The 26,932-nt window shown below is 68.2% G+C and carries 25 protein-coding genes and 1 pseudogene; 19 read left to right on the plus strand and 7 right to left on the minus strand.

Features of this window, described 5'->3' with window-relative positions; all coding sequences use genetic code 11:
* Positions 1 to 3: 3 nt before the first annotated feature.
* Positions 4 to 1,035, minus strand: a complete 1,032-nt coding sequence (locus ACZY0B_RS04230; protein ID WP_463762743.1) for an alpha/beta hydrolase — start codon at positions 1,033 to 1,035, stop codon at positions 4 to 6.
* A gap of 110 nt (positions 1,036 to 1,145) precedes the next feature.
* Here ACZY0B_RS04230 and mqo point away from each other — a divergent pair, with 110 nt between their 5' ends.
* From mqo to ACZY0B_RS04270, 8 genes and pseudogenes are all read left to right on the plus strand, one after another.
* On the plus strand, positions 1,146 to 2,633 hold the full coding sequence (gene mqo / locus ACZY0B_RS04235) for a malate dehydrogenase (quinone) (protein ID WP_463762922.1): 1,488 nt from the start codon (positions 1,146 to 1,148) through the stop codon (positions 2,631 to 2,633).
* Between the two features lie 48 nt (positions 2,634 to 2,681).
* Entirely contained in the window at positions 2,682 to 3,152 is a 471-nt protein-coding gene (locus ACZY0B_RS04240; protein ID WP_463762744.1) for a GNAT family N-acetyltransferase, read from the plus strand.
* The gene (locus tag ACZY0B_RS04245) at positions 3,149 to 4,987 is read left to right on the plus strand and encodes a magnesium chelatase subunit D family protein (RefSeq protein WP_463762745.1); all 1,839 of its coding nucleotides are present in this window, start codon (positions 3,149 to 3,151) and stop codon (positions 4,985 to 4,987) included. The genes ACZY0B_RS04240 and ACZY0B_RS04245 overlap by 4 nt, the downstream gene beginning before the upstream one ends.
* 32 nt (positions 4,988 to 5,019) lie before the next feature.
* Positions 5,020 to 5,634: a cob(I)yrinic acid a,c-diamide adenosyltransferase gene (gene cobO / locus ACZY0B_RS04250; RefSeq protein WP_463762746.1), complete on the plus strand. Its 615-nt coding sequence runs from the start codon at positions 5,020 to 5,022 to the stop codon at positions 5,632 to 5,634.
* Positions 5,631 to 7,052, plus strand: coding sequence for a cobyrinate a,c-diamide synthase (locus tag ACZY0B_RS04255; protein ID WP_463762923.1), 1,422 nt, complete (start codon positions 5,631 to 5,633; stop codon positions 7,050 to 7,052). The genes cobO and ACZY0B_RS04255 overlap by 4 nt, the downstream gene beginning before the upstream one ends.
* A 34-nt stretch (positions 7,053 to 7,086) precedes the next feature.
* Positions 7,087 to 8,294, plus strand: a pseudogene (cobA, locus tag ACZY0B_RS04260) (uroporphyrinogen-III C-methyltransferase).
* Positions 8,295 to 8,316: 22 nt separating this feature from the next.
* Positions 8,317 to 9,921 (plus strand): MFS transporter, encoded by a 1,605-nt coding sequence (locus tag ACZY0B_RS04265; protein WP_463762747.1) that lies wholly within the window; start codon positions 8,317 to 8,319, stop codon positions 9,919 to 9,921.
* 63 nt (positions 9,922 to 9,984) lie between these two features.
* Complete coding sequence (locus ACZY0B_RS04270) at positions 9,985 to 11,733, plus strand: proline--tRNA ligase (protein WP_463762748.1); 1,749 nt, start codon at positions 9,985 to 9,987, stop codon at positions 11,731 to 11,733.
* 6 nt (positions 11,734 to 11,739) lie between these two features.
* Here the strand turns inward: ACZY0B_RS04270 and ACZY0B_RS04275 are convergent, their stop codons facing one another.
* Entirely contained in the window at positions 11,740 to 12,186 is a 447-nt protein-coding gene (locus ACZY0B_RS04275; RefSeq protein ID WP_463762749.1) for a ferritin-like domain-containing protein, read from the minus strand.
* Entirely contained in the window at positions 12,183 to 12,716 is a 534-nt protein-coding gene (locus ACZY0B_RS04280) for a hypothetical protein (RefSeq protein WP_463762750.1), read from the minus strand. The genes ACZY0B_RS04275 and ACZY0B_RS04280 overlap by 4 nt, the downstream gene beginning before the upstream one ends.
* Before the next feature lie 214 nt (positions 12,717 to 12,930).
* On the opposite strand from ACZY0B_RS04280, the gene rimP reads away from it, so the two are divergent.
* The 6 genes from rimP to ACZY0B_RS04310 all read left to right on the plus strand — a co-directional run bounded on the left by rimP (position 12,931) and on the right by ACZY0B_RS04310 (position 19,390).
* On the plus strand, positions 12,931 to 13,464 hold the full coding sequence (rimP, locus tag ACZY0B_RS04285; RefSeq protein ID WP_463762751.1) for a ribosome maturation factor RimP: 534 nt from the start codon (positions 12,931 to 12,933) through the stop codon (positions 13,462 to 13,464).
* The gene (nusA, locus tag ACZY0B_RS04290; protein WP_463762752.1) at positions 13,461 to 14,516 is read left to right on the plus strand and encodes a transcription termination factor NusA; all 1,056 of its coding nucleotides are present in this window, start codon (positions 13,461 to 13,463) and stop codon (positions 14,514 to 14,516) included. The genes rimP and nusA overlap by 4 nt, the downstream gene beginning before the upstream one ends.
* A gap of 182 nt (positions 14,517 to 14,698) precedes the next feature.
* Entirely contained in the window at positions 14,699 to 15,022 is a 324-nt protein-coding gene (locus ACZY0B_RS04295; protein ID WP_463762753.1) for a YlxR family protein, read from the plus strand.
* 63 nt (positions 15,023 to 15,085) lie between these two features.
* Positions 15,086 to 17,884: a translation initiation factor IF-2 gene (infB, locus tag ACZY0B_RS04300; RefSeq protein ID WP_463762754.1), complete on the plus strand. Its 2,799-nt coding sequence runs from the start codon at positions 15,086 to 15,088 to the stop codon at positions 17,882 to 17,884.
* A complete protein-coding gene (gene rbfA / locus ACZY0B_RS04305) occupies positions 17,884 to 18,405 on the plus strand; it encodes a 30S ribosome-binding factor RbfA (RefSeq protein WP_463762755.1) in 522 nt (173 codons plus the stop codon). Before infB ends, rbfA begins: the two co-directional genes overlap by 1 nt.
* Positions 18,380 to 19,390 (plus strand): DHH family phosphoesterase, encoded by a 1,011-nt coding sequence (locus tag ACZY0B_RS04310; protein WP_463762756.1) that lies wholly within the window; start codon positions 18,380 to 18,382, stop codon positions 19,388 to 19,390. Before rbfA ends, ACZY0B_RS04310 begins: the two co-directional genes overlap by 26 nt.
* Positions 19,391 to 19,397: 7 nt before the next feature.
* Here ACZY0B_RS04310 and ACZY0B_RS04315 read toward each other — a convergent pair whose 3' ends face one another.
* Positions 19,398 to 19,979, minus strand: a complete 582-nt coding sequence (locus ACZY0B_RS04315; protein WP_463762757.1) for a hypothetical protein — start codon at positions 19,977 to 19,979, stop codon at positions 19,398 to 19,400.
* A gap of 192 nt (positions 19,980 to 20,171) precedes the next feature.
* The gene (locus tag ACZY0B_RS04320) at positions 20,172 to 20,921 is read right to left on the minus strand and encodes an enoyl-CoA hydratase (protein WP_463762758.1); all 750 of its coding nucleotides are present in this window, start codon (positions 20,919 to 20,921) and stop codon (positions 20,172 to 20,174) included.
* A 43-nt stretch (positions 20,922 to 20,964) separates the two neighbouring features.
* Between ACZY0B_RS04320 and ACZY0B_RS04325 the strand changes: the two genes are divergently transcribed.
* Both ACZY0B_RS04325 and ACZY0B_RS04330 read left to right on the plus strand, forming a co-directional pair.
* Positions 20,965 to 21,243: a DUF2277 domain-containing protein gene (locus ACZY0B_RS04325; protein ID WP_463762759.1), complete on the plus strand. Its 279-nt coding sequence runs from the start codon at positions 20,965 to 20,967 to the stop codon at positions 21,241 to 21,243.
* Complete coding sequence (locus ACZY0B_RS04330) at positions 21,240 to 21,800, plus strand: DUF1802 family protein (RefSeq protein ID WP_463762760.1); 561 nt, start codon at positions 21,240 to 21,242, stop codon at positions 21,798 to 21,800. The genes ACZY0B_RS04325 and ACZY0B_RS04330 overlap by 4 nt, the downstream gene beginning before the upstream one ends.
* Here ACZY0B_RS04330 and ACZY0B_RS04335 read toward each other — a convergent pair.
* Together ACZY0B_RS04335 and ACZY0B_RS04340 are read right to left on the minus strand one after the other, a co-directional pair.
* Positions 21,759 to 23,471: a CocE/NonD family hydrolase gene (locus ACZY0B_RS04335; protein ID WP_463762761.1), complete on the minus strand. Its 1,713-nt coding sequence runs from the start codon at positions 23,469 to 23,471 to the stop codon at positions 21,759 to 21,761. The two genes, ACZY0B_RS04330 and ACZY0B_RS04335, sit on opposite strands and share 42 nt — an antisense overlap.
* Positions 23,472 to 23,572: 101 nt before the next feature.
* A complete protein-coding gene (locus tag ACZY0B_RS04340) occupies positions 23,573 to 24,160 on the minus strand; it encodes a DUF3558 domain-containing protein (RefSeq protein WP_463762762.1) in 588 nt (195 codons plus the stop codon).
* 161 nt (positions 24,161 to 24,321) lie between these two features.
* Between ACZY0B_RS04340 and ACZY0B_RS04345 the strand changes: the two genes are divergently transcribed.
* From ACZY0B_RS04345 to truB, 3 genes are read left to right on the plus strand one after another with little or no spacing between them, the layout of a single operon-like run.
* Positions 24,322 to 25,287, plus strand: coding sequence for a metallophosphoesterase family protein (locus tag ACZY0B_RS04345; protein WP_463762763.1), 966 nt, complete (start codon positions 24,322 to 24,324; stop codon positions 25,285 to 25,287).
* The gene (gene pptT, locus ACZY0B_RS04350; RefSeq protein WP_463762764.1) at positions 25,284 to 25,958 is read left to right on the plus strand and encodes a 4'-phosphopantetheinyl transferase PptT; all 675 of its coding nucleotides are present in this window, start codon (positions 25,284 to 25,286) and stop codon (positions 25,956 to 25,958) included. The genes ACZY0B_RS04345 and pptT overlap by 4 nt, the downstream gene beginning before the upstream one ends.
* A complete protein-coding gene (truB, locus tag ACZY0B_RS04355) occupies positions 25,955 to 26,857 on the plus strand; it encodes a tRNA pseudouridine(55) synthase TruB (protein ID WP_463762765.1) in 903 nt (300 codons plus the stop codon). The genes pptT and truB overlap by 4 nt, the downstream gene beginning before the upstream one ends.
* Positions 26,858 to 26,932 lie beyond the last annotated feature (75 nt).

Here is a 26,932-nt window from a genome sequence, read left to right on the forward strand (position 1 = left end):
CCGTCACCCCTTTCCAAACGATGCCGAGGCGTCGGTGTTGTTGGCGCGCAGGTACCCGTTCAGCCAGATATCCAGTTCCCGATAGGCGACTTCGCGCGGCCCCTCCAATGACAGGAACACATCGTGTTTGGCGTCGGTCACCGGAATGGCGGTGCTGCGGTTCCCGATACAGCCGGCCCACCTTGCGATCTGAGCGACGTCGAGAACCGCGTCGCCACGTTGCATGTCCATCGCGTCGGTGGTTTCGGGCACGCTGTGGTCCGAGCGCAGGATCAGGTTGGGCACACCGACATCCAGGCCTCGGTGCAGCCGGGCCTGGCCGCGGCGCACGGCGTGCAGCCACCCCACGGTGATTGGGAAGCCGCCCAACGGTTTCCACCGCAGGTCGTAGTCGAACTCGCCGTGGTAGTCGCGATGCAGGGTGGTGCCGTAGCCGCCCTTGCTGGCCCCCCGGAGTACGCCTTTGGAGCGCACTCGCGACAGCCCGGCGATCATCGCCGAGGTCAGTCCCATGCGAAGGGCGGCCGGGCCGTGTAGATCCAGGAACGGGCTGTTGAGCACCAATCCGCCAATGCCGGCGTGCGCCTTCGCGTTTCGTCGGCGCAGCCGGTCCATCCACAACGCCACGATCAGCCCGCCGGCGGAATGGCCGTACATCAGAATCTTGACGGACTGCTCGGCGATGACGGCCAGGGCGCGTTCGAGTTCGGCGTCATAGCGGGCGAGATCGGTGATGAAGTGCGGGGTCTGGTTGTCGCGTCGCGACCGGCCGCACTTCTGCAGGTCCAGTGCATAGAAGGTGAATCCGCGGTTGGCGAAGTGATCGGCCAGCGCGGTGTTGAAGAAGTAATCGGTGTAACCGTGCACCGCCAGCACCGCGTGCTGACGACCATTCGCCCCGCTTGTTTCCGGGCCGGGTTCTCCGCCGCGCCGGATCAGGGTTGCGACGATGTCGCCCTCGCCGGCCGGATCGGGTCCCAGCGCAATGGTGTACTGCCAGTAGCCAGGCAGGACGTCGGGCACCCAGCCAGTCACCAGGCCAGCTTAGCGTGGCACCACCTTTTGCTGGTCGAGGCCGGTCCAGGTCGTTTCGCCGGCGCCGTCGGGATAACCTGATGACCGGCAAGGAAAGGACCAGCGTTTCGGTGGCAGACATAACGGCGCGCACCGACGTCGTGCTGGTCGGCGCCGGCATCATGAGCGCCACCCTGGCCGCGTTGCTGCGACTGCTGGAGCCGGACTGGTCGATCACCGTGATCGAGCGGCTGGACGCCGTCGCCGCCGAGAGCAGCAGTCCGTGGAACAACGCCGGCACCGGGCACGCCGGGCTGTGCGAGATGAACTACACGCCGGAGCGCCCAGGCTCCCAGGGCTCGATCGACATCAGTAAAGCGGTGTCCATCAACGAGCAATTCCAGGTAACCCGCCAGTTCTGGGCGTACGCCGTCGAGCGCGGCATCCTCACCGATCGAAGCTTTCTGAACCGCGTCCCGCACGTCAGTTTTGTGCACGGCGCGCAGCGGGTCGACTATTTGCGGCGGCGTCAGCAGGCGCTGGCACCGAACCCGCTGTTCGCCGGTACCGAATTGATCGACGACCCGGACGAGTTCACCCGCCGGCTTCCGTTCATGGCCGCCAAACGTGACTTCTCCGAGCCGATCGCACTCAACTGGGCCCCTGACGGCACCGACGTGGACTTCGGTTCGCTGTCCAAGCAGCTGATCGGCTTTTGCGTGCAGGGCGGCGTCACCGCGCTGTTCGGCCACGAGGTCGCAAACCTGACCCGGCGGGCAGATGGCGGCTGGACGGTGCGGATCGGTAATCGCCGCACCGGCGAAAAGCGCAAGCTGAACGCAAAATTCGTGTTCGTCGGCGCAGGTGGTGACGCACTGCGCCTGCTACAGAAGTCCGGTATCGACGAGGTCAAAGGCTTCGCCGGCTTCCCGATCGGCGGCCGGTTCGTGCGCACCGACAATCCCGCGCTCACCGGTGCGCACCGGGCCAAGGTCTACGGCGTCCCGGCGCCCGGAGCCCCACCGCTGGGGGCGCTGCATCTGGATCTGCGGTTCGTCAACGGCAAATCGTGGCTGGTCTTCGGGCCATACGCCGGCTGGTCACCCAGGTTCTTGAAGCATGGTCACGTCAGCGATCTGCCCCGATCCATCAGGCCGGACAACGTGGTGTCGATGCTGGGCGTCGGCGTCACCGAGATGGGACTGGTCAATTACTTGATCCGCGAACTGCGGCTCACCGAGCCCGGCCGAATCCACGCGCTGCGCGAATTCGCGCCCAGTGCGCTGGATTCGGATTGGCAGCTGACGGTGGCCGGACAGCGCGTGCAGGTGATCCGCCGGGCCAAGGGCAGGGGAGGCGTGCTCGAATTCGGCACCAGCGTGCTGGGATCGGCCGACGGCAGCATCGCCGGACTGCTCGGTGGTTCCCCAGGAGCCTCGACGGCCGTGCCGATCATGCTCGATGTGCTTGCGGGCTGCTTCGCGAAGCGCTATCAGTCCTGGCTGCCCATGCTCAAGGAGATGATTCCTTCGTTGGGGACCAAGCTCTCCAATGAACCGGCGCTCTACGACGAGGTGCGCTCGTGGAGCGCCAAGGTATTACAGTTGGACGCCTCATGACCCGCGCCGGCGAGCGAAAGTGAAAAGCGATGAGGAGGAGCGGCGCAAATGACTGAAGCGCTACGCCGCATCTGGGCCAAAGACCTTGACGCCCAAACCCTTTACGAGCTACTCAAGCTCAGGGTGGAGGTGTTCGTCGTCGAACAGGCCATCCCGTATCCGGAGCTGGACGGGCGTGACTTGCTGGCCGAAACTCGGCACTTCTGGCTGGAAACTCCTGACGGCGACGTGATCTGCACGCTGCGGCTGATGGAGGAGCACGCCGGAGGTGCGAAGGCGTTCCGGATCGGACGGCTGTGCACCAAACGCAGCGCGCGCGGACAGGGCCACACCACCCGGCTGCTGCGTGCCGCACTGGCCGAGGTCGGCGACTACCCGTGCCGGATCAACGCGCAGACCTATCTGGCCGACATGTACGCCCACCACGGGTTTATCCGCGATGGCGACGACTTTGTGGACGACGGTGTTCCGCACGTCCCCATGCTGCGGCCCGGTTCCGGCCTGGCGGCGATGCCGTGAGGCCCTATCCGTTCAGCGCGATCGTCGGTCACGACCAGTTGCGGTTGGCGCTGCTGTTGTGTGCGGTGCGTCCGGAAATCGGCGGAGCGCTGATCCGCGGCGAGAAGGGCACCGCCAAATCGACGGCCGTACGCGGCCTTGCCGCGTTGCTGTCCGCGGCGACCGGAAGCAACGGCGCCGGCAGCGGCCTGGTCGAAATGCCGCTGGGCGCAACCGAAGACCGGGTTATCGGATCGCTGGACCTGCAGCGGGTGCTGCGCGACGGTGAGCATGCGTTCTCCCCGGGATTGCTCGCGCGTGCCCACGGTGGCGTGCTCTACGTCGACGAGGTCAACCTGCTACACGATCACCTGGTCGACGTGCTGCTCGACGCCGCCGCGATGGGGCGGGTGCACATCGAACGCGACGGCATCTCGCACTCGCATGAGGCCCGTTTCGTGCTGATCGGCACGATGAATCCGGAGGAAGGCGAACTGCGCCCGCAGCTGCTCGACCGGTTCGGGCTGACCGTCGACGTGCATGCGTCGCGTGATGTCGATGTGCGGGTGGAGGTGATTCGGCAGCGGCTGGCCTACGAGGCCGACCCGGACGGGTTCGCCACGCGCTATGCCGCCGACGACGCCGAGCTCGCCCGGCGGATCGCCTCTGCTCGCGCGCTCGTCGACGATGTGGTGTTGCCGGACAACGAGTTACGACGAATCGCGGCGCTGTGTGCGGCGTTCGATGTCGACGGGATGCGAGCCGATCTGGTGGTCGCCCGCACCGCCGTCGCGCACGCCGCCTGGCGGGGCGTGACCACCGTCGAGGAGCAGGATATCCGGGTGGCGGCCGAACTGGCGCTACCGCATCGGCGCCGCCGCGACCCGTTCGACGATCCGGGTATCGACCGCGACCAGTTGGACGACGCCTTGGCGCGGGCCGGTGACGATCCGGAACCTGATCCCGACCCGCCCGGCGGTGGACAGTCCGCCAATGACCTTGACTCACAATCGGATTCGTCGTCCGCCGGGAAGCCGCAGCCACCTAGGACGCGGCCCAGTGCCCCGCCGTCGAAAACGTTTCGTGCCCGCGCGCTAACGGTTCCCGGCGTCGGTGAAGGAGCCCCCGGCCGACGCTCGCGGGCCCGCAACCGCGCGGGGAGCGTGGTGGCCGCCGCTGACGGCAACGATGCCGCGGCTCACGGACTACACCTGTTCGCGACCCTGCTGTCGGCCGCCGAGCAGGCCGGGGCCGGGCCGCTACGCCCGCGACCCGACGATGTGCGCCGGGCGGTCCGCGAAGGACGCGAGGGCAACCTGGTGATCTTCGTCGTCGACGCGTCCGGGTCGATGGCCGCCCGCGACCGGATGGCCGCGGTGAGCGGTGCCACCCTGTCGCTGTTGCGCGATGCCTATCAGCGGCGGGACAAGGTCGCGGTGATCACCTTCCGGCAGCACGAGGCGCGGCTGTTGCTGCCCCCGACGTCGTCGGCGCACATCGCCGGACGGCGCCTGGCCCGATTCGATACCGGCGGCAAGACGCCGCTGGCCGAGGGTCTGCTGGCCGCGCGTCAGCTGATCGTCCGGGAAAGGGCACGCGACTCCGCACGGCGTCCGCTGGTGGTGGTGCTCACCGACGGCCGGGCGACCGCCGGGCCGGACCCGTTGGGCCGCAGTCGGATCGCGGCGTCCCGACTGGTCGCGGAGAGCACGGCGGCGGTGGTCGTGGACTGTGAAACATCTTATGTGCGGCTGGGATTGGCCGCACAGCTCGCCCGCCAGCTCGGTGCGCCGGTCGTCCGGCTGGAGCAACTGCACGCCGATCATCTGACGCGAGCCGTACGCAGCGCGGCCTAGCCGGCGGGCCGCAACAAAGGAGGTGCGCCCTTATGCCACAGGGAACCCCGGTGCAGGTCCCGGATGACGGACTGACCACCCGGGACCGGCGCAATCTGCCGGTACTGGCGGTGCACACCGGCGACGGCAAGGGAAAGTCGACGGCGGCGTTCGGAATGGCGCTGCGCGCGTGGAGCGCACGGCTGGACGTCGCGGTGTTTCAGTTCGTCAAGAGCGCGAAGTGGAAGGTGGGGGAGGAAGCCGTCTTTCGCCAACTCGGCCAGTTGCACGACGAGCACGGCGTCGGTGGCGCGGTGGAATGGCACAAGATGGGCAGCGGCTGGTCCTGGTCGCGTAAATCCGGCAGCGAGGACGATCATGCGGCCGCGGCCGCCGACGGCTGGGCGGAGATCTCGCGCCGGCTGGCCGAACAGCGGCATGATTTCTACGTGCTCGACGAGTTCACCTATCCGCTGAAGTGGGGCTGGGTCGACGTCGACGAGGTGGTGGACGTATTGCTGGCCCGGCCGGGCCATCAGCATGTGGTGATCACGGGTCGCGCCGCGCCGCCGCGGCTGGTGCACGCCGCCGACCTCGTCACCGAGATGGCCAAGGTCAAGCACCCGATGGACGCGGGACGCAAGGGACAAAAGGGCATCGAGTGGTGAATGCCCCCGCGGTCGTCGTCGCCGCGCCCGCGTCGGGCAGCGGAAAGACCACGGTGGCAACGGGTTTGATCGGCGCGCTGCGCGCGGCCGGGAATGCGGTCGCACCGTTCAAGGTGGGCCCGGACTTCATCGACCCCGGCTACCACGGGCTGGCCGCCGGCCGCCCCGGACGCAACCTCGACCCGGTAATGGTGGGGGAAGGGCTCATCGGCCCGCTGTACGCGCACGGCGCTGCCGGAGCGGACATCGCGGTGATCGAGGGCGTGATGGGGCTGTTCGACGGGCGGATCGGGCCCCCGGAAAATCCCATGACGTCGGTGCCGGCGGGCTGCACCGCGCACGTCGCCGGCCTGGTGGGCGCCCCGGTGATCATGGTGGTGGATGCGCGCGGCCAAAGCCACAGCATCGCCGCACTGCTGCATGGCTTTTCGACATTCGATACCGCAACCCGGATCGCCGGCGTGATTCTCAATCGGGTGGGATCTGCACGGCACGAGCAGGTGTTGCGACAGGCCTGCGAGCACACCGGCATCCCGGTGCTGGGCGCCATTCCGCGCACCGCCGAATTAGAGCTGCCGACAAGGTATTTGGGTCTGGTCACCGCGGTCGAGTACGGGCGTCGGGCCCGGCTCGCGGTCGAGGCGATGACGGCCCTGATCGCCCGGCATGTCGATTTGGCCGCGGTGATGGCGGTCGCGGCAAGTCGTACCAGCGGCACAGCGTGGGATCCGGTTGCCGCAGTGGGGGAGACGACCGGCCGGCGCCGGGCCACGGTGGCGATGGCCGCCGGGAAGGCCTTCAGTTTCGGCTACGCCGAACACGCGGAGCTGCTGCGCGCCGCCGGCGCCGACGTGGTCGAGTTCGACCCACTGGTCGATACGTTGCCCGACGGCACCGGCGCCGTCCTGTTGCCCGGCGGTTTTCCCGAACAGTTCACGGCCGACCTGTCCGCCAATGACATTGTGCGACAACAGATCGGCGAGCTAGCCGCGGCCGGTGCGCCGGTGCACGCCGAATGTGCGGGGCTGATCTACCTGGCTTCCGAGCTCGACGGGTACCCGATGTGCGGGGTCCTGGGTGGATCGGCGCGGTTCACCCCGCAGCTGAAGTTGGCGTATCGCGACGCGGTCGCGGTGGCCGATTCGGCGCTGTATCCGGCCGGAGCGCGGGTGGTCGGACACGAATTCCACCGGACGGTCATCACCTTCACCGAGAGCTACCAGCCCGCCTGGGTCTACCGGGCCGGCGAAGCGGACGACAACGCGGCGCCGATGCGCGACGGCGTCGTGCACGCCGGCGTACACGCGTCGTACCTGCACACTCACCCAGCCGCCGTTCCGGACGCGGTAGCGCGTTTCGTCGCACGCGCCGCCGGCCCTCTCCCGCAAGCGGGCGGTACCCCCACGCGCCCGGCTTGAGGACCGCGCGGATGCTTTTCACTAGGCTTGCCGCGTGACCGAGAGCCCCTACCTCGTCGGACTGCGGCTGACCGGCAAGAAGGTCGTCGTGGTCGGCGGAGGCACGGTCGCCCAGCGTCGGCTACCCCTGCTCATCTCCAGCGGTGCCGACGTCCACGTGATCTCCCGCAGTGCCACCCCGGCCGTCGAGGCGATGAGCGGAATCACCTTGACGGTGCGCGAATACCGCGACGGTGACCTCGACGGAGCCTGGTACGTGATCGCGGCCACCAATGACGCAGCGGTCAACGCCGCGGTGGTGGCCGAGGCCGACAGCCGGCAAATCTTCTGTGTACGGGCCGACATCGCCATCGAGGGCACCGCGGTGACCCCGGCGTCGTTCGAGTACGCCGGGCTGTCGGTGGGCGTGCTGGCCGGCGGCGAGCACCGCCGGTCGGCAGCGATCCGCTCGGCCATCCGTGAGGCGTTGCAACAGGGCCTGATTACGGCAGAAAGTTCCGACGTCGTGCGCGGCGGGGTGGCTCTGATCGGCGGCGGCCCCGGCGACCCCGAGCTGATCACGGTCCGCGGTCGCCGGCTACTTGCCCAGGCCGACGTCGTGGTCGCGGATCGGCTGGCTCCCCCCGAACTGCTCGCCGAGCTGCCGCCGCATGTCGAAGTCATCGACGCCGCCAAGATTCCGTACGGGCGGGCGATGGCCCAGGACGCGATCAACGACGTCATGATCGAACGGGCCCGCGCCGGGAGCTTCGTGGTCCGGCTCAAGGGCGGCGACCCGTTCGTATTCGCGCGCGGTTATGAGGAAGTCATCGCGTGCGTCGACGCCGGCATTCCGGTCACGGTGGTCCCCGGTGTGACAAGTGCCATAGCGGTACCCGCGCTGGCGGGCGTTCCGGTCACGCACCGGGGCCTCAATCACGAGTTCGTGGTGGTCAGCGGCCATCTGCCGCCCGGGCATCCCGAATCGTTAGTGAATTGGAATGCGCTGGCGGCATTGTCGGGCACCATCGTTTTGCTGATGGCGGTCGAACGCATTGAACTCTTCGTCGACGTGCTGCTCAAAGGCGGCCGACCTGCGGATACACCTGTGCTGGTGGTTCAGCACGGAACGACGCCGGCGCAGCACACGTTGCGGGCCACTCTTGCCGACACGCCGCAGCTGGTTCGGGCTGAAGGGATCAGACCTCCCGCGATCATCGTGATCGGGCCTGTGGCGGCGTTCGGGGTTTAAACGATTCTTAAGATTACTGTAAGGTAACCCGTTATGACGGCCCTCAACGACACAGAGCGTGCGGCCCAAAATTGGACCGCCGCACGCCCCGATCGTCCGGCCCCGGAGCGCACCGAGCGCCCGGCGGAGACCTCTTCCGCGACCGCCACCACCCGCACTAGCAGGTATTACCCGGCGTGGTTGCCCTCTCGCCGCTTCATCGCGGCCGTGATCGCCATCGGCGGCATGCAGCTGCTGGCAACCATGGACAGCACCGTCGCGATCGTCGCGCTTCCTAAGATTCAAAACGAGCTGAGCTTGTCCGACGCCGGCCGTAGCTGGGTGATCACCGCGTATGTGCTCACCTTCGGCGGGCTGATGCTGCTGGGTGGCCGCCTCGGCGACACCATCGGCCGCAAACGCACCTTCATCGTCGGCGTCACGCTGTTCACCATCTCCTCCGTGCTGTGCGCGGTGGCCTGGGACGAGGCGACGTTGGTCATCGCCCGGCTGCTGCAGGGCGTCGGGTCGGCCATCGCGTCACCGACCGGTCTTGCACTGGTAGCCACGACTTTCGCGAAGGGCCCGGCGCGCAACGCGGCGACGGCGGTGTTCGCCGCGATGACCGCGATCGGCTCGGTGATGGGCTTGGTGGTCGGTGGGGCGCTGACCGAGTTTTCGTGGCGGCTCGCGTTCCTGGTCAACGTGCCGATCGGGCTGGTGATGATCTACCTGGCCCGCACCGCGCTGCGCGAGACCAACCGGGAGCGGATGAAGCTCGACGCCACCGGCGCCATGCTGGCCACATTGGCTTGCACCGCTGCGGTTTTCGCCTTCTCGATGGGTCCGGAAAAGGGCTGGGTTTCGCCGACCACCATCGGTTCGGGTGTGGTGGCCGTGGCCGCCGCCATCGCGTTCGCCATCGTGGAGCGCACCGCCGAAAACCCCGTCGTGCCCTTCCAGTTGTTCCGCGACCGCAACCGGCTGGCCACCTTCGCCGCCATCTTGCTCGCCGGTGGCGTGATGTTCAGCCTCACCGTCTGCATCGGCCTGTACGTGCAGGACATCCTGGGCTACAGCGCGCTGCGCGCGGGTGTCGGATTCATCCCGTTCGTCATCGCGATGGGAATCGGCCTCGGTATCTCCTCGCAGCTGGTGTCGCGGTTCTCGCCGCGAGTGCTGACCATCGGCGGCGGCTGGCTGCTGCTGCTCGCCATGATCTACGGCTCGGCCTTCATGCACCGCGGTGTGCCCTACTTCCCGAACCTGGTGCTGCCGATCGTCGTCGGCGGGATCGGCATCGGCATGGTTGTCGTCCCACTGACGCTGGCGGCGATCGCGGGCGTCGGTTTCGACCAGATCGGCCCGGTGTCGGCGATGACGCTGATGCTGCAAAGCCTGGGTGGGCCGCTGGTGCTGGCCGTGATCCAGGCCGTCATCACCTCGCGCACGCTGTATCTGGGCGGCACCACCGGTCCGGTGAAGTTCATGAACGACGCGCAACTGCAGGCGCTCGACCACGGCTACACCTACGGCCTGCTGTGGGTGGCCGGAACGGCCGTGATCGTCGGCTGCGCCGCCCTGTTCATCGGGTACACCCCGGGGCAGGTCGCGCACGCGCAAGAGGTCAAGGAAGCGATCGACGCCGGGGAGCTCTAAGCTCCCGGCCCTGGTCGCTCTCCCCGCCGTCGTCAAACCCGTCGCACGCTAGGCTGGCCCGCTGTGATCACCCGGATGTCCGAGTTGTTCCTGCGCACTTTGCGCGACGATCCCGCCGATGCCGAACTGGCCAGCCACAAGCTGCTGATTCGCGCGGGATACGTCCGGCCTATCGCCCCGGGGCTGTACAGCTGGCTGCCGCTGGGGCTGCGGGTGCTGCGCAACATCGAACGCGTTGTCCGCGAGGAGATGAACGCGATTGGCGGGCAGGAGATCCTGTTCCCCGCGCTGCTGCCGCGCGCGCCGTACGAGACGACGAACCGCTGGACGGAATACGGCGACAGCGTGTTTCGGGTGCAGGACCGCCGCGGCAACGACTACATGCTCGCTCCCACGCACGAAGAGTTTTTCGCCTTGGTCGTCAAGGGTGAGTACAGCTCCTACAAAGACTTTCCGCTCACGCTGTATCAAATCCAGATCAAGTACCGCGACGAGGCGCGGCCGCGAGCCGGGATCATGCGTGGCAGGGAATTCGTCATGAAGGATTCCTATTCCTTCGACATCGACGCCGCCGGCCTCAAGGCCGCCTACCACGCGCACCGCGAGGCGTATCAGCGCATCTTCGATCGGCTGCGGCTTCGCTACGTCATCGTGTCGGCGGTGTCCGGCGCGATGGGCGGCAGCGCCTCCGAAGAGTTCCTGGCCGAGAGCCCCAGCGGGGAGGACACCTTCGTGCGGTGCCTCGAATCGGGTTATGCGGCCAATGTCGAGGCGGTGATCACCGCCCGCCCGGACGCGCTGCCTGTCGACGGGCTGCCGCAGGCGGTGGTGCACGACACCGGCGACACCCCGACCATCGCCAGCCTGGTGGCCTGGGCCAACGAAGCCGGCCTCGGTCGCGACGTCACCGCGGCCGACACGTTGAAAAACGTGCTGCTCAAGGTCCGCCAACCCGGCGGGGAGTGGGAGCTGCTGGCGATCGGGCTGCCCGGCGACCGCGAAGTCGACGACAAGAGGCTGGGCGCGGCACTGGAGCCGGCCGAGTATGCGCTACTCGGCGATGCCGATTTCGCCAAGTATCCGTTTCTGGTCAAGGGTTATATCGGGCCGAAAGCATTGCGGGACAACGATGTTCGCTATCTTGTCGACCCGCGGGTGGTGGACGGCACCAGCTGGATCACCGGCGCCGACGAGCCCGGCCGCCATGTCGTCGGTCTGGTGGCGGGCCGCGACTTCACCGCTGACGGCACCATCGAGGCAGCCGAAGTGCGCGAAGGCGATCCGTCTCCGGACGGCGCCGGCCCGCTGGTCATGGCGCGCGGCATCGAGATCGGCCACATCTTCCAGCTGGGCCGCAAGTACACCGATGCCTTCACCGTCGACGTGCTCGGCGAGGACGGCAAGCCGGTGCGATTGACGATGGGCTCCTACGGGCTCGGGGTGTCGCGGCTGGTCGCCGTCGTCGCCGAGCAACACCATGACGAGCTGGGCTTGCGCTGGCCGGCGGCGATCGCGCCGTTCGACGTGCACCTGGTGATCGCCAACAAAGACGCGCAGGCCCGCGAAGGCGCCACGACGCTGGCCAGCGACCTGGATCGGCTGGGCCTCGAGGTGCTGCTGGACGACCGCCAGGCCTCGCCCGGGGTCAAGTTCAAAGACGCCGAGCTGCTCGGGATGCCCTGGGTCGTCGTGATCGGACGGGGTTGGGCCGACGGTGTCGTGGAGCTGCGCGACCGATTCGGCGGACAGACTCGCGAGCTGGCGGCCGGGGTCTCGCTGGCCACCGACATCGTGGCGGCCATCACCGGCTAGCCTCGGCTACTCGTTGCCGCCGGGGAAGCTGGTCGTGATCGGCCAGGCGCCCAGGATGCGGCTCCATCGGGCGCCCATCACCGCGCTCTGCGTCAGGGCCGTCGAGGCGAACGCACGGTCTTCGGCGGTCTCGGCGTGTTCGGTGACCGCGCGCCATGCCGTCGCGCCGTCGCTTTCCATTCGTACCGCCAGGCGGGCCGCATCGGCCGGGCTGCCCACCAGTAAGGGCAGCTGATAGCCGGCGGCGGCGGGCGGGGCAGTCACCTTGCGGGCGGCCAGCATGGCGATCACGTCGTCGCGACGCTGGCGATGCGTCAGCAGCGCCTCCACCACCAAGTCGTTGACGCTGGGTGGCGACAGCGCGGACACGATGCCGTAGCCGTAGATCGTCGAGTGCTCGACGGCCAGCGCATCGCAGAGCGCAGCGTTGTCGGCATCCTGGCCCGAGGTCATATCGACGGGCCCCCGGGTACCAGCGCGACCGTGTAGGACGCCGTGCACGACGCGGCGATCGAGGCGAGCAGCCCCGCCCGATAGCCCGACTCGGAGGACACCAGCCGCGCGGCGTTGTCGGCCGAGGTGCGCAGCGCGTTGATCACGTCGGACACCGGGGGTGGCGGCGGCGGTGGCCCCGTGGGTGCGGCCGGGCTCTGGCTGGGGCTGGTCGTCTCGCTCGACGAGGTGGTGAGCTTGCCGGCCGCCCGGGAGATCTCCGTGGACAGGGCGCGGGCGTGGGCGCCGCGCTGGTTGGCGACCACCGACAGCGCGGCCGCGATCTGCGGCGCAACGCCGACGGCCGCGGCGGCGGCACCGGCGAGCGCGCTGTCGCGCCTGGCCTGGTCTAACGGCCCCAGCAGCTGTTCGACCGCGGGGGGTTTGGGCGGGGACTCGCCGCAGGCGGATACGACCACCCCGAGCGCAGCAAGAGCAGCACCCCCGGCGAGCACACCCCGCCTGCTGGTGACGGGTACTGCGCTAGGCACAGCAACATCCTGCCACCCGAACCCGGGCGGGCATCATGCCAGGACGCCGACCTACGCGATCACCTCGTCATACGCAATTCCTGGCGTATCGTTAGGGGCTGGTTCTCGCGGAACGGCCGCTATCGCGTTTCACCGGGACGCCGGAAGTCGCCCGAAGATGGATGGGCGGCGACATCAGCCAGATGACCGGACAACTCAAGATGAGGAGCTCGCCGTGACCACCGGGCTACCGTCGCAGACGCAGGTGATCGAGCTACTCGGTAGTGAGTTCGCGCGCGCCGGCTACGAAATCGAAGACGTGGTCATCGATCCCCGGGTGCGTCCGCCCCGGATCACGGTGATCGCCGATGGGGACACCGCTCTCGACTTGGACACCGTCGCGGCGCTGGCGCGTTCGGCGTCGGCTTTGCTGGACGACCTGGACGGCATCGGCGACCGCTACGTTCTCGAAGTCAGCTCACCCGGCGTAGAGCGCCCACTGACCAGCGAGAAGCACTTTCGCCGCGCGCGTGGCCGCAAGGTCGAGCTCGAGTTGTCGGACGGATCGCGATTGACCGGCCGGGTGGGGGAGACCCGCGCCGACGCGGTGGCGCTGGTGGTCCGCGACGGCCGCGACTGGGCGGTGCGCGAGATCCCGCTCGCTGAGATCGCGAAAGCTGTTGTCCAGGTTGAGTTTTCGTCGCCATCCCAAGCCGAGCTGGATTTGGCGGGTGCGGGTGAGTCCCGGAGGACGGAGGCCGGAGCATGAACATCGACATGGCCGCGTTGCACGCCATCGAGGTGGACCGGGGCATCTCGGTCAACGAGCTGCTCGAGACGATCAAGTCGGCGTTGCTGACCGCCTATCGGCACACCCAGGGCCACCAGAACGATGCGCGGATCGAGATCGACCGCAAGACCGGCGTCGTGAAGGTCATGGCCCGCGAGGTGGACGAAGACGGCAACGTCATCAGCGAATGGGACGACACCCCCGAGGGTTTCGGCCGCATCGCCGCGACCACCGCTCGTCAGGTGATGCTGCAGCGCTTCCGCGACGCCGAGAACGAGCGCACCTACGGCGAGTTCTCCACCCGTGAGGGCGAAATCGTCGCCGGCGTTATTCAGCGCGACAGCCGGGCGAACGCCCGTGGTCTGGTCGTCGTCCGGATGGGCAGCGAAACCAAGGCCTCCGAGGGCGTCATCCCGGCGGCCGAACAGGTCCCCGGTGAGAGCTACGAGCACGGCAACCGGGTGCGCTGCTACGTGGTCGGCGTGACGCGGGGTTCGCGCGAGCCGGTGATCACGTTGTCGCGTACCCACCCCAATCTGGTTCGCAAGTTGTTCTCGCTGGAAGTCCCCGAGATCGCCGACGGGTCGGTGGAGATTGTGGCCGTGGCACGTGAGGCGGGCCACCGTTCCAAGATCGCGGTCGCGTCCCGAGTGCCCGGCTTGAACGCCAAAGGCGCCTGTATCGGCCCGATGGGGCAGCGGGTCCGCAACGTGATGAGCGAGCTGTCCGGGGAGAAGATCGACATCATCGACTACGACGAGGACCCGGCCCGCTTCGTCGCCAACGCGTTATCGCCGGCGAAGGTGGTGTCGGTGTCGGTCATCGACGAGGCCGCCCGCGCCGCCCGCGTGGTGGTGCCCGACTTCCAGTTGTCGCTGGCCATCGGCAAGGAGGGGCAGAACGCGCGGCTGGCCGCCCGGCTCACCGGGTGGCGCATCGACATCCGCGGCGATTCGCCCGCTGGTTCCGGGGGGCAGCCGGAGGACCAGCCGGAACACGGTGCCAGCCACCCGATGGCCCACGACCACTAACCCGACCCAACCGCTTCGCGTCTGAGTTAGGGGAAGCCGGTTTTTTGCGGCGTCGCGCGCGATCAGGCGCACACCTCGCGGCGCAGCTACGGGTGGTTCTGACCATCGGTTCCGTGACGCTAGACTGAGCCGTGATCCAGCGCGAGCCTTCGGCCCCCGAAGCTAGAAGGGCGCACAGACACATGGGTAGACCCGTGCGGACGTGTGTCGGGTGCCGAAAGCGAGAGTTGGCCGTCCAATTGCTCCGAGTGGTGGCTGTGCCTACCGGGAACGGCGGATACGCCGTAATCGTTGACACAGCGACCCGCCTGCCGGGGCGGGGTGCCTGGTTGCATCCCGCGTCGCGGTGCGTACACGAGGCGATTCGGCGGCGGGCTTTCACCAAGGCGCTGCGCATCGACCGTCCACCGGACACATCCGCGTTGGTCGAGCACCTACAGGTGCTGGACTCGCCCGGCAACAGAACAGGTAGCGAAGAACATGAGCACACCGTGAAGTCCCGATGACCATGCGTCATAGCTAAACCCGAGGCGCGGCCCACGACTGTCGCCTCATAGACAGGAGATGTAGTGGCAGGTAAGGCCCGCGTACACGAGTTGGCTAAGGAACTCGGTGTTACCAGTAAGGAAGTTCTCGCCCGGCTGAATGATCAGGGCGAATTCGTCAAATCCGCATCGTCGACGGTCGAGGCCCCGGTTGCTCGCCGGTTGCGCGAGTCGTTCGGCGGCAGTAAGCCCGCGGCCGCCGCCAAGAGCGCCGCGAAGAGCCCGGACCGCTCACTCGACAAGGCCCTGGACAAGGCGATTCAAAAGCCCTCCGGTAATGGTGAGGCGACTGCCGCGCCGGCGAAGCCCGCTGACGCCGGCGGAGCGGCTGCCCAAGCTTCCCCGGCCGCGACGGCCGGAGCGCCCGCGGCGCCTGCGCCCAGCCGGCCCGCGCCGTCGCCCGCGGCGCGCCCCTCGGCTCCCGCGCCTGGGCAGCCGCCGACATCCGGCCAGGCGCCCGGCCAACAGGCGCCGCCGCCCGGTGCGACACCCGGACCGCGTCCCGGCCCGATCCCGAAGCCGGCCGCTCGTACCCCGCGCGTCGGCAACAACCCGTTCTCGTCGGCGCAGCCCGTCGACCGCCCGATCCCGCGTCCGCAGGCGCCGCGTCCGGGCGCGCCCCGGCCCGGCGCTCCGCGGCCCGGTGGTGCGTCGCCCGGCAGCATGCCGCCCCGCCCCGGTGGCGGCGGCGGAGGCGGAGGGTTCCGTGGCCCGGCCCGTTCCGGCGGCGGCGGCCCTCGTCCCGGTGGCGGTCGGCCCGGTGGTCCCGGCGGCGGCCGCGACGGCGGCGGTGGTGGTGGTGGTAACTACCGCGGTGGTGGCGGCGTCGGTGCCGCGCCCGGTGGTGGCGGTGGTGGTTTCCAAGGTCGTCCCGGCGGCGGTGGCCGTCCCGGCCAGCGTGGCGGTGCGGCCGGTGCGTTCGGCCGTCCCGGTGGCGCCCCCCGGCGCGGTCGCAAGTCGAAGCGCGCAAAACGCGCCGAGTACGAGAACATGCAGGCTCCGGTTGTGGGTGGCGTGCGGTTGCCGCACGGCAACGGCGAGACCATCCGGCTGGCCCGCGGCGCATCGCTGAGCGACTTCGCCGACAAGATCAACGCCAACCCGGCCTCGCTGGTGCAGGCGTTGTTCAACCTCGGTGAGATGGTCACGGCCACCCAGTCCGTCGGCGACGAGACGCTCGAGCTGCTGGGCAGCGAGATGAACTACGTGGTGCAGGTCGTCAGTCCGGAGGATGAGGACCGTGAGCTGCTGGAGTCGTTCGACCTGACCTACGGCGAGGACGAGGGCGGCGAGGATGATCTGCAGACCCGTCCGCCGGTGGTGACCGTGATGGGTCACGTCGACCACGGTAAAACGCGGTTGCTGGACACCATCCGAAATGCCAGCGTGCGCGAGGGCGAGGCCGGCGGCATCACCCAGCACATCGGCGCCTACCAGGTCGGAGTCGACTTCGAGGGCAGCGAGCGGCTGATCACCTTCATCGACACCCCGGGTCACGAGGCGTTCACCGCCATGCGTGCCCGTGGTGCCAAGGCCACCGACATCGCGATCCTGGTGGTCGCCGCCGACGACGGCGTGATGCCGCAGACGGTGGAGGCCATCAACCACGCGCAGGCGGCCGACGTGCCGATCGTGGTCGCGGTCAACAAGATCGACAAGGAAGGTGCCGACCCGGCCAAGATTCGCGGGCAGCTCACCGAATACGGTTTGGTGGCAGAGGATTTCGGTGGCGACACGATGTTCGTCGACATCTCCGCCAAGCAGGGCACCAACATCGAAGCGCTGGAGGAGGCGGTGCTGCTGACCGCCGATGCCGCCTTGGACCTGCGGGCGAACCCCGACATGGAGGCCCAGGGTGTGGCGATCGAGGCGCACCTGGACCGCGGTCGCGGACCGGTTGCCACCGTGCTGATCCAGCGCGGCACGCTGCGAGTCGGTGACTCTATCGTCGCCGGCGACGCCTATGGCCGGGTCCGACGGATGGTCGACGAGCACGGCGACGACGTTCACGAGGCGCTGCCGTCGCGGCCGGTCCAGGTCATCGGCTTCACGTCGGTGCCCGGAGCCGGTGACAACCTGCTGGTCGTCGACGAGGATCGCATCGCCCGCCAGATCGCCGACCGGCGCAGCGCCCGCAAGCGCAACGCGCTGGCCGCGCGGTCGCGCAAGCGGATCAGCCTGGACGATCTGGATGCCGCGCTGAAGGAAACCAGCCAGCTGAACCTGATCCTCAAGGGCGACAACGCCGGTACCGTCGAGGCGCTGGAAGAGGCCCTGATGGGAATCGAGATCGACGACGAGGTGGAGCTGCGCGTCATCGACCGCGGCGTCGGTGGCATCACCGAGACCAACGTCAACCTGGCGTCGGCCTCCGACGCGGTGATCATCGGCTTCAACGTGCGCGCCGAAGGCAAGGCGACGGAGCTGGCCAATCGCGAAGGCGTGGACATCCGGTACTACTCGGTGATCTACCAGGCCATCGACGAGATCGAGAAGGCCCTGCGCGGCATGCTCAAGCCGATCTACGAGGAGAACGAGCTGGGCCGGGCCGAGATCCGGGCGATCTTCCGGTCCTCCAAGGTCGGCATCATCGCCGGCTGCCTGATCACCTCCGGCATTGTGCGCCGCAACGCCAAGGCGCGGCTGCTGCGCGACAACATCGTGGTGGCCGAAAACCTGACGATCTCCTCGCTGCGCCGGGAGAAGGACGACGTGACCGAGGTCCGCGATGGCTTCGAATGCGGTATGACGCTGACCTATTCCGACATCAAGGAAGGCGACATCATCGAGTCCTTCGAGCTCGTCGAGAAGGAGCGCGCCTGATGGCAGACCCCGCTCGGGCGCGCCGGCTGGCCAAGCGGATCAACACGATCGTCGCTTCGGCGATCGAGTTCGAGATCAAGGATCCGGGGCTGGATGGGGTGACCATCGTTGACGCGAAGGTGACCGCCGACCTGCACGACGCGACGGTGTTCTACACCGTGATGGGGCCGACATTGGACGGCGAGCCGGATTACGAGGCGGCCGCGGCCGCGCTGGACCGGGCCAAGGGCACGTTGCGCACCAAGGTAGGCGCGGGCACTGGCGTGCGCTTCACCCCCACGTTGACCTTCATCCGGGATACGACAACGGACAGCGTGCAGCGGATGGACGAGCTGCTGGCGCGTGCGCGTGCCGCCGACGCCGACGTGGCGCGGGTTCGGGTGGGGGCCAAGCCGGCCGGGGAGGCCGATCCCTACCGTGAGAGCGGGTCTGCAACGGGGGCGGCGAACGGGTTCGATGCTGTGGGGGTACCACCCGCTTGCGGGGGAGGTGCCGGTGACGACCATCGACCCGAAGACTGACTTGGCCCGCGCCCCGATCGCGGGGTCGCGGGTGGACGCATTCGGTGCCGCCGAGTTGCTTTCGGCGGCAACGACAATCGGGGTGATCTGCCACGTTCACCCCGACGCCGACACGATCGGCGCGGGGCTGGCCCTGGCCACGGTGCTCGATAGAAGCGACAAGCAGGTAGAGGTGAGTTTCGCCACACCCGCGACACTGCCGGAGTCGCTGCGGTCGCTGCCCGGCTGCCATCTGCTGGTAGCTCCCGACGCGATGCGCCGCGATGTCGATCTGGTTGTGACGGTGGATGTTCCGAGCGCCAAACGGCTCGGCGCGCTGGGCGAGTTGACTGGCCCGGGCCAGCCGCTGTTGGTGATCGATCACCACGCCTCCAACGACTTGTTCGGAACCGCGAACTTCGTCGACCCGTCGGCGGACTCCACCACGCTGTTGGTGGCCGAACTGCTCGACGCGTGGGGCAAGCCGATCGATCGCGACGTCGCGCACTGCATCTACGCCGGGCTGACCACCGACACCGGCTCGTTCCGCTGGGCCAGCGCCCGCGCGTTCCGGCTGGCGGCGCGGTTGGTCGAGACCGGTGTGGACAACGCCAAGGTCAGCCGAACGCTGATGGATACGCATCCGTTCGTGTGGCTACCGCTGTTGTCGCGGGTGCTCGGCTCGGCGCAGCTGCTGCCGGACGCGGCCGGCGGGCGCGGGCTGGTCTATGCGGTCGTCGACAACCACGACTGGACCAACTCACGTCCGGAGGAAGTCGAGAGCATCGTCGACATCGTGCGCACCACGCAGCAGGCCGAAGTGGCCGCGGTGTTCAAAGAGGTTGATCCGCAACAGTGGTCGGTCTCGATGCGGGCCAAGACGGATGTGGATCTGGCCGCGGTCGCGTCGGTGTTCGGTGGCGGCGGCCACCGGCTCGCCGCCGGCTATTCGACCGCCGGGTCGATCGACGACGTCGTGGCCTCGCTGCGAACGGCGCTTGGTTAGGGCGGGTTTAGAACGCCCAGCTTCCCACGGACTGCAGGACGAACCCGTGGTCCCCGCTGGTGGTATCCAGGCAGGCAATGAGGTTGTCGGCGCCGACTGCGCAGGTGACGTTGAGGTAGGACAGTTTCTGCCCCGCGGGCAACGCCTTGCCGCCGTACGGCAATGCGGCCGGATTGCCACCGCAGCCGCCATAGGACATCCGGCTCAATTCGTAGCCGGGACCCTTGAAATTCACCGAGCCCTCCACGCAATCGCCCGGTTTCGGGTGGCCGCCACCGGGAAAGGGAATGTCGTCCATTCCGGGCACTTCGCCATTGCACTTAATATCTTGTGAGGGTTGTGTCACGGGTGCCGGGCCGCCATAGAAATCGCACACCACCGAGTTCGGGGCCGAGAAAATTATCCGGGGCGCGTTTCCCGGCAACGACGTCGTGATATACCCCTCGGCCGGAACGGCGGTGAATCCGTCGAGATTAGGAAAGCGCGGTGGCGGCAGCGCGGCCGCGTGCTGCCCGGACGCGATCGCGGATGCGATTAGCACGGTCAGGACGCCGAGAACCCGCATTATGAGGTCGACGACAATGCGCATCGATTCCTCCTGCTCTGGGAGAATAATTTCGGGTCGCTGTTGGGATCGTATGGGCTATTGCCCCGGCTGGCGATCAAAAGTTTCGCGGCACAGGCCAACGGCATATAAAACGAATAGCGGCGATGCCCGGACGTGGGCCGACTATTTCCTGGTGCCCGAAGCACGTCAATTCTGCCAGGGCACCGACTGCCGTTAGCGGACTTGGGCCCGGCCGCGTTGCAGTACCGCCTCGCGGTTGGCGGCGATGTCGTCGCCGGTGGTCCGGAACTGCCTGGCCGCCATGGCTTCCAGCCACAGGCCCTCGCTGGTCTGCGACTCGTCGATGCGGTGGTAGGAGGCCAGCAGGGCGCGGACCGCGTTCTGGTTGTTGCCGACGATCGACGCGGCCACCTGGCGTGCGGTCGCCAGCAGCTGGTCGTGTGGCACCACTTCGGTCGCCAGCCCGGCCCGCAGCGCGTCGGCGGCCGACAGGTAGTCCCCGGTGAGGCTCATACGCCGGGCCAGGCCGATGCCCACCTTCTGCGGTAGCCGCACGCTGAGGCCCCAAGTGGGCAGCAGGCCCACCCGGGCGTGGGTGTCGGCGAAGCGGGCCTGCTCCGAGGCGATCACGATGTCGCAATACAGGACCAGCTCCAGCCCGCCGGTGACCGCGGCGCCGTTGATCGCGCCGATCACCGGCTTGGTCATCGACGGCCACCGCGGCGAGATGTCCGGAAGCGCCGAGGAATCACCCAGTTCTCTGAGATCGAGTCCGGCGCAAAACACCGGGTCGGCGCCGGTGAGGATGACCACGTCGACGTCGTCGTCGGTTTCGGCCTCGCTCAGTGCCCCGAAGAACCGATCCCGCAGCGCCGAGGACAGCGCATTGCGCGATTGCGGCCGGTTGAGGGTCAGGGTGCGCACCCGCTCGTCGGTGCTGATCAGCAGGATGTCGTCGGTCATGGCATCACCGTAGAGGGTCGCCCGGTGCGCCTATCGTTGAGGGATGTGCCGGAATATCACCGAACTGCGCGGTTTGCAGCCAGCGGCCACGGCTGAGGAGATCGCCGCGGCCGCGCGCCAGTACGTGCGCAAAGTCAGCGGCATCACGCACCCGACCCGTCTGCCCGGCGCAAGCGCCTCGGCTTTCGAGGCCGCCGTCGCCGAGGTCACCCAGACGACGACACGCTTGCTGAAGTCCCTGCCACCGCGCCGGCAACCGCCGAAGACCGTCCCGCCGTTGCGCCGACCCGAAGTCGTGGCCCGCCTCTCAGCAACGAAATGACGCTCACCGCAACGACGCCGGCGCTCAAGGAGTGGAGCGCGGCCGTGCATGCACTGTTGCACGGTCGGCAGTACGTGCTGTTGCGCAAGGGCGGTATCGGGGAGAAGCGGTTTGAAGTGGCATCGCCGGAGTTCTTGCTGTTCCCGACGGTTGCGCACAGCCACGAAGAGCGGGTCCGGCCCGAGCATCGCGACCTGCTGGCCGCTGCGGCGGCCGACAGCACCGACGCTGAGCTGGTGATCAGGGCGGCAGCGAAAGTGGTTGCTGCACTGGCGGTTAACCGGCCTGAGCAGCTCGGGGAAATCGAGGACCTGCACATCTGGACCGCTGAGTCGGTGCGCGCCGACCGGCTGGATTTCCGGCCCAAGCACAAACTCGCCGCGCTGGTGGTGTCCGTGGTTCCGCTGACCGAGCCGATACACCTGACCCGGACCCCGGAGTACGGGGGTTGCACCAGTTGGGTGCAGCTGCCCGCCCGTCCGGCGTTGGGGGCGCCGATCCACGACGACGCCGTGCTAGCCGGGGTTGCCGCCCGGGTCCGCGACGCCGTGGGCTGACAGGTCGAGCGGGCCGACCGGAAGCAACAGCCGGGAGCGCCCGTAGGCGATGGCGTGGGCGGCCGGCTTCGATTGCCGGGCCGTCAGAGTCGGTTCGTCGCTGCCCAGGTTGCGCGCGTAGCGCGGGAACCAGCTGCCGGAGATGAGCAGGCGGATGCGTGAGCCGGCCCGGAAGCGGTGCGCGATCGCGTCGAGTTCGATGCTGACGGTTTTCGCCTTGGCGCTCAGCCGCCGATAGCCGTCGCTGACGTTTCGCGACTTGCCCTTGGCCCCGATATCGCTGACCTCGCTGACCCGAACGAACAGGTCGACGTTCGGATTGTCCGAGCTGTGCGCCAGCTCGACGACCGGGCTTCCGTACACGCACAGATCGTGCAGCAAAGTCGCACTGTCGAAGGTCAGCACGTCATCGCGCAGTGCGAGGCGACTGTCGTCGCGGTAACCGCCGGTCGGGGACAGCAGCGGACCGCCGGTGGTCGGTGTCGGGTTGGCGGGGGCGTAGCGGAAGGTCGCCGGCGGCAGTCCCTTCAGGTCCTTGGGCGACGTGTAGTCCAGGTAGCGGCCGGGCCGCAGGTACAGCGCGCGCTGCGAGGTGACGGGCGGCCAGTCGGGCAGGTTGCGCCAGCCCTGGCCGGTGACGCAGACGCGGACCCTGCTGGGGCGGCGCAGCTCCGCGGTGCCCGCCAGATGGGTGTCCAGCCAGTCCACGGTCTCGCGCGCGTTGGTGGCCAGTCCCTTGCTGAGCATCTGGGCGTGGGTCCAGGGCCCGACCGTGAGCGCGACGTCCACCCCCCGGCGGCGCAGGTGCGCGTATTGCTGCAGCGTCTGGCGCAGAAAGATGTCTTGCCAGCCACCCATCAGCAAGACCGGCACCTGGACGCGGTCCAGCGCGGCGTCGCACCGCAATCGCTCCCAGAACGCGTCATCTCGATCGCGGTGTTCCACCCAGGATTCGAACCACGGCGCACCGGTGCCGAGCAGTGCCCGCGCCGACTCACCGAACGGCACCCCGGCGGCCGCCTCGGCCACCTTGCGGGGAGCCAGCAGCTGGCGGATTCCGGCCCGGACGCGGACGGGGTCTTCCTGGTGGGACACCATGTCGCTCCACCCGAGAAAGTCGGTCGTGAACGAGCCGGTATCCCAGACCGCGGCGTGGAAATCGTGTGGGCCCACGGCGATGATGGCGGCGGCCAGCTCCGGTGGCGGATCCTGCAGCAACGCCCATTGGGTGAAACCCAGATACGACAGGCCGATGGTCGCGAACCGGCCGGTGAACCACGGCTGCTCGACCAACCATGCGGCAGTGTCGGCGCCGTCGGTGGCTTCGTTGGCCATCGGCTCGAAAATGCCGGCAGATCCGAACGTCCCGCGCACGCTCTGCATCACGACGTGGTAGCCGCGCGCCGCATACGGCCTGGCGAATACCAGCGAAAACGGAAATCCGCGCCCGTAGGGCCCGCGCACCAGCACGGTGCCCGCGGGGCTGGAGGTGGTCGGTGCGTAGTGATCGGCCACCAGCGCCACCCCGTCGCGCATCGGGACCTCAACCCGGTTCACGGTGTAGCCGCTGGTGGCCGGGCGCAGACCCAACAGCCGGCCCAGGGCGTTGCTACCGGCCTGGGTCAGGGTGTGCAGCGCGGGTTCGGCGGGTCGAGTCGATGTCATGCTCACGTCCCCAGGTTAAGGCCGGCCGGCAACGGTCATTTGCGCCGACGCGAATTCATTTCGGCCACAAAAGATCGTGCGCACCGGCGCCGATCACCGCGGCCGGGCTAGAACTTGTAGTAGGGCGCGAGGTCGTTGGCCCGCTGCAGGTTGGTGGACGGGCAGTCGACCTCGGGGTTGGAGTAGACCGTCGAGTAGTACAGCGCCTGTTGCAGCACGCCGTAGCTGGTTTTGAACGCCACCATGCAGGAGAAGAACCAGTAGCTGTTGTGGTAGGTCGGCTTCAGCACCCAGTACGTCGCCGCGCGGTGTCCCTGGATCGTGGTCTCGAGGGCGTCGGGGGGCAGGGACTGCTCGTAGGTACGCCAGATGATGGGTTCGACGGCCACCTGATAGTTACCCGCGTCGAGTTTGCAGCGCAGACCGTCCTCGTGCTCGGGAGGCGTGAACGCCAAACCGAGCCGCTGCAGGGCGTCGATCGGGATGTCTTCGCACGCGTCGAAGGGCCGCGGGTCGGTGGTGGCGATGATGGGACTCTTCATCGTCGTTTCCATCGGCTGCCCCGTCGACCGCAGCTCGACGGTCTTGGCGCCTCCGGTCGGTTCGGGCGGGGCGCTCTGCCAGCCCACCGTGCTTCCGATGACCGCTGTCATCACCGCACCGAACGCCCCGAGCAGGCGCACCTTGGTGAACATGACACCCCCCTACCGTCGGCCGTCCCTTTTGCGGGGAGTTTACAAGTCACGTGCGCGAGGTCACAGCCAATCCTGAACTTGTTCTAACCGGGAGGCGACGACCGCCCGAAAGTCCCCAGCGGAACCCGGGTCGGCGCGCCGGGTCGTTAGGCTGGTTACTCGTGGTTACGCGTGACTCGACAAACGGGGGACAGCCGACACTGTGGGCGGTCTCCGATCTGCACACGGGTCACATGGGCAACAAGCCGGTCACCGAATCGCTGCACCCGTCGTCGCCGGACGACTGGCTGATCGTCGCCGGCGACGTGGCCGAACGCACCGACGAGATCCGTTGGGCCCTTGACCTGCTGCGACGCCGGTTCGCCAAGGTGATCTGGGTGCCGGGCAACCACGAGTTGTGGACCACCAACCGCGATCCCAACCAGGTCTTCGGCAAGGCTCGCTACGACTACCTGGTCAACATGTGCGACGAGATGGGCGTGGTCACGCCGGAACATCCCTTCCCGGTGTGGACCGAACGCGGCGGCCCGGCCACGATCGTGCCGATGTTTCTGCTCTACGACTACACCTTCTTGCCAGATGGGGCGCGGAGCAAAGCCGAAGGCCTGGAAATCGCCCGCCAGCGCAACGTGGTGGCGACGGACGAATTCCTGCTCTCATCGGAGCCGTACCCCACCCGCGACGCCTGGTGTCGCGAGCGGGTGGACATCACCCGCGCCCGCCTGGAACAACTCGACTGGATGACGCCGACCGTCCTCGTCAACCATTTCCCGCTGGTGCGCGAGCCCTGCGACGCGTTGTTCTACCCGGAATTCTCGCTGTGGTGCGGCACCACCAAGACCGCCGACTGGCACACCCGCTACAACGCCATCTGCTCGGTCTACGGCCACTTACACATTCCACGGACCACCTGGTACGACGACGTGCGCTTCGAGGAAGTCTCGGTGGGTTACCCGCGGGAGTGGCGGCGCCGCAAGCCGCCCAGCTGGCTGCGCCAGGTGTTGCCCGACCCGCAGTACGCGCCCGGCGACCTCAACGACTTCGGTGGTCACTTCGAGATCACCCCCGAAATGAAGGCGCAGGCCGCGCAGTTCCGGGACCGGTTGCGGCAGCGGCAGTCGCGATGACCGCAGACACCCTCGTGTCGTCGGTGTTGCCGGCGACCGACGATATGGCGTATTCGGAGGTGTACTCCGACCCGCCGGGTCTGGCCCCGTTGCCCGAAGAAGAGTCACTGATCGCAAAGTCGGTTGCTAAGCGGCGCAACGAGTTCATCACCGTGCGGTACTGCGCCCGGATCGCGCTGGGTGAGCTGGGCGTGGCGCCGGTGCCGATCCTCAAGGGCGACAAGGGAGAACCCTGCTGGCCCGAAGGCGTGGTCGGTAGCCTCACGCACTGCACCGGGTATCGCGGTGCGGTGGTGGCGCGCAGTGCCGCGGTGCGTTCGGTGGGCATCGACGCCGAACCGCACGATGTGCTGCCGAACGGCGTGCTGGACGCGATCAGCCTGCCCCAGGAGCGCACCGAAATGCCGCAGGCAATGCCGCCAGCTCTGCACTGGGACCGAATCCTGTTCTGCGCCAAGGAAGCAACGTATAAGGCGTGGTTTCCGCTGACCAAGAGATGGCTGGGTTTTGAAGACGCCCACATCAGCTTCGAGGCCGACGGCCCGGCGGCCGGCACCTTCGTCTCGCGGATCCTGATCGACGCCGGGGCGCTGTCGGGTCCGCCGCTGACCGCGCTGCGGGGCCGCTGGTCGGTCGACCGCGGGCTCGTGCTGACCGCGATCGTCCTATGACCGAAAGCCCCACCGGCCCGGGGTTAGTCGTCGTCGACAAGCCGGCCGGAATGACCAGCCACGACGTCGTGGGGCGCTGCCGCCGAATCTTTTCCACCCGACGGGTGGGCCATGCGGGCACGCTCGACCCGATGGCCACCGGCGTGCTGGTGATCGGAATCGACCGCGCCACCAAGATCCTCGGCCTGTTGACGGCGTCGGAGAAGTCGTATGCCGCCACCATCCGGCTGGGCCAGACCACCTCCACCGAGGACGCCGAAGGCGAACTGCTGCATAGCATCTCGGCTGAAAATGTCACTGACGAGGCGATCGCCGCCGCGGTCGCCGGGCTGCGCGGCGATATCGAACAGGTGCCGTCGGCCGTCAGCGCGATCAAGGTCGGTGGCCGTCGGGCGTATCAACTGGTTCGCGAGGGCGAGGCCGTCGAGCTCAAGGCCCGCCCGGTGCGCATCGACCGGTTCGAAGTGTCGGCGACGCGGCGTTCGGGCGGCGGCCAGGGCCTCATCGACCTCGACGTCGACGTCGACTGTTCGTCGGGAACCTACATTCGCGCGCTGGCCCGCGACCTCGGGTCCGCGCTCGGGGTGGGCGGGCATCTGACGTCGTTGCGGCGCACCCGCGTCGGTCGCTTCGGGCTCGATACGGCACGCACACTCGACGAACTGGCCGACCAACCGCGACTGAGCTGGACGCTGGACGACGCGTGTCTGCTGATGTTCCCGCGCCGCGACCTGAGCGCCGAGGAGGTCGACGCGACCAGCAACGGCCGGTCCTTGTCGCCGGCGGGTATCGACGGCGTCTATGCCGCCAGCGACGGCGACGGCCGAGTGATCGCGCTGCTGCGCGACGAGGGTTCGCGGACCAAGTCGGTGGTGGTGATCCGCCCCGCGACGCTCTAACGGGTCCCGGCCGAGCGGTTGGTAGGGCGGCGTTGCACACTGGGATGACCAGGCGGCCCACCGTTCGAAAGGGGC

The sequence above is a fragment of the Mycobacterium sp. IDUB_19 genome (assembly GCF_055419445.1).

Excerpts from the sequence above, each read along its gene's own strand:
- ACZY0B_RS04320 (WP_463762758.1), bottom strand. The coding sequence starts at position 20,921 with ATGACCGACGACATCCTGCTGATCAGCACCGACGAGCGGGTGCGCACC.
- cobO (WP_463762746.1), top strand. The coding sequence starts at position 5,020 with ATGCCACAGGGAACCCCGGTGCAGGTCCCGGATGACGGACTGACCACC.
- ACZY0B_RS04240 (WP_463762744.1), top strand. The coding sequence starts at position 2,682 with ATGACTGAAGCGCTACGCCGCATCTGGGCCAAAGACCTTGACGCCCAA.
- ACZY0B_RS04325 (WP_463762759.1), top strand. The coding sequence starts at position 20,965 with ATGTGCCGGAATATCACCGAACTGCGCGGTTTGCAGCCAGCGGCCACG.
- rbfA (WP_463762755.1), top strand. The coding sequence starts at position 17,884 with ATGGCAGACCCCGCTCGGGCGCGCCGGCTGGCCAAGCGGATCAACACG.
- pptT (WP_463762764.1), top strand. The coding sequence starts at position 25,284 with ATGACCGCAGACACCCTCGTGTCGTCGGTGTTGCCGGCGACCGACGAT.
- ACZY0B_RS04265 (WP_463762747.1), top strand. The coding sequence starts at position 8,317 with ATGACGGCCCTCAACGACACAGAGCGTGCGGCCCAAAATTGGACCGCC.
- ACZY0B_RS04340 (WP_463762762.1), bottom strand. The coding sequence starts at position 24,160 with ATGTTCACCAAGGTGCGCCTGCTCGGGGCGTTCGGTGCGGTGATGACA.
- ACZY0B_RS04295 (WP_463762753.1), top strand. The coding sequence starts at position 14,699 with ATGGGTAGACCCGTGCGGACGTGTGTCGGGTGCCGAAAGCGAGAGTTG.
- ACZY0B_RS04330 (WP_463762760.1), top strand. The coding sequence starts at position 21,240 with ATGACGCTCACCGCAACGACGCCGGCGCTCAAGGAGTGGAGCGCGGCC.
- ACZY0B_RS04315 (WP_463762757.1), bottom strand. The coding sequence starts at position 19,979 with ATGCGCATTGTCGTCGACCTCATAATGCGGGTTCTCGGCGTCCTGACC.
- nusA (WP_463762752.1), top strand. The coding sequence starts at position 13,461 with ATGAACATCGACATGGCCGCGTTGCACGCCATCGAGGTGGACCGGGGC.
- truB (WP_463762765.1), top strand. The coding sequence starts at position 25,955 with ATGACCGAAAGCCCCACCGGCCCGGGGTTAGTCGTCGTCGACAAGCCG.
- ACZY0B_RS04275 (WP_463762749.1), bottom strand. The coding sequence starts at position 12,186 with ATGACCTCGGGCCAGGATGCCGACAACGCTGCGCTCTGCGATGCGCTG.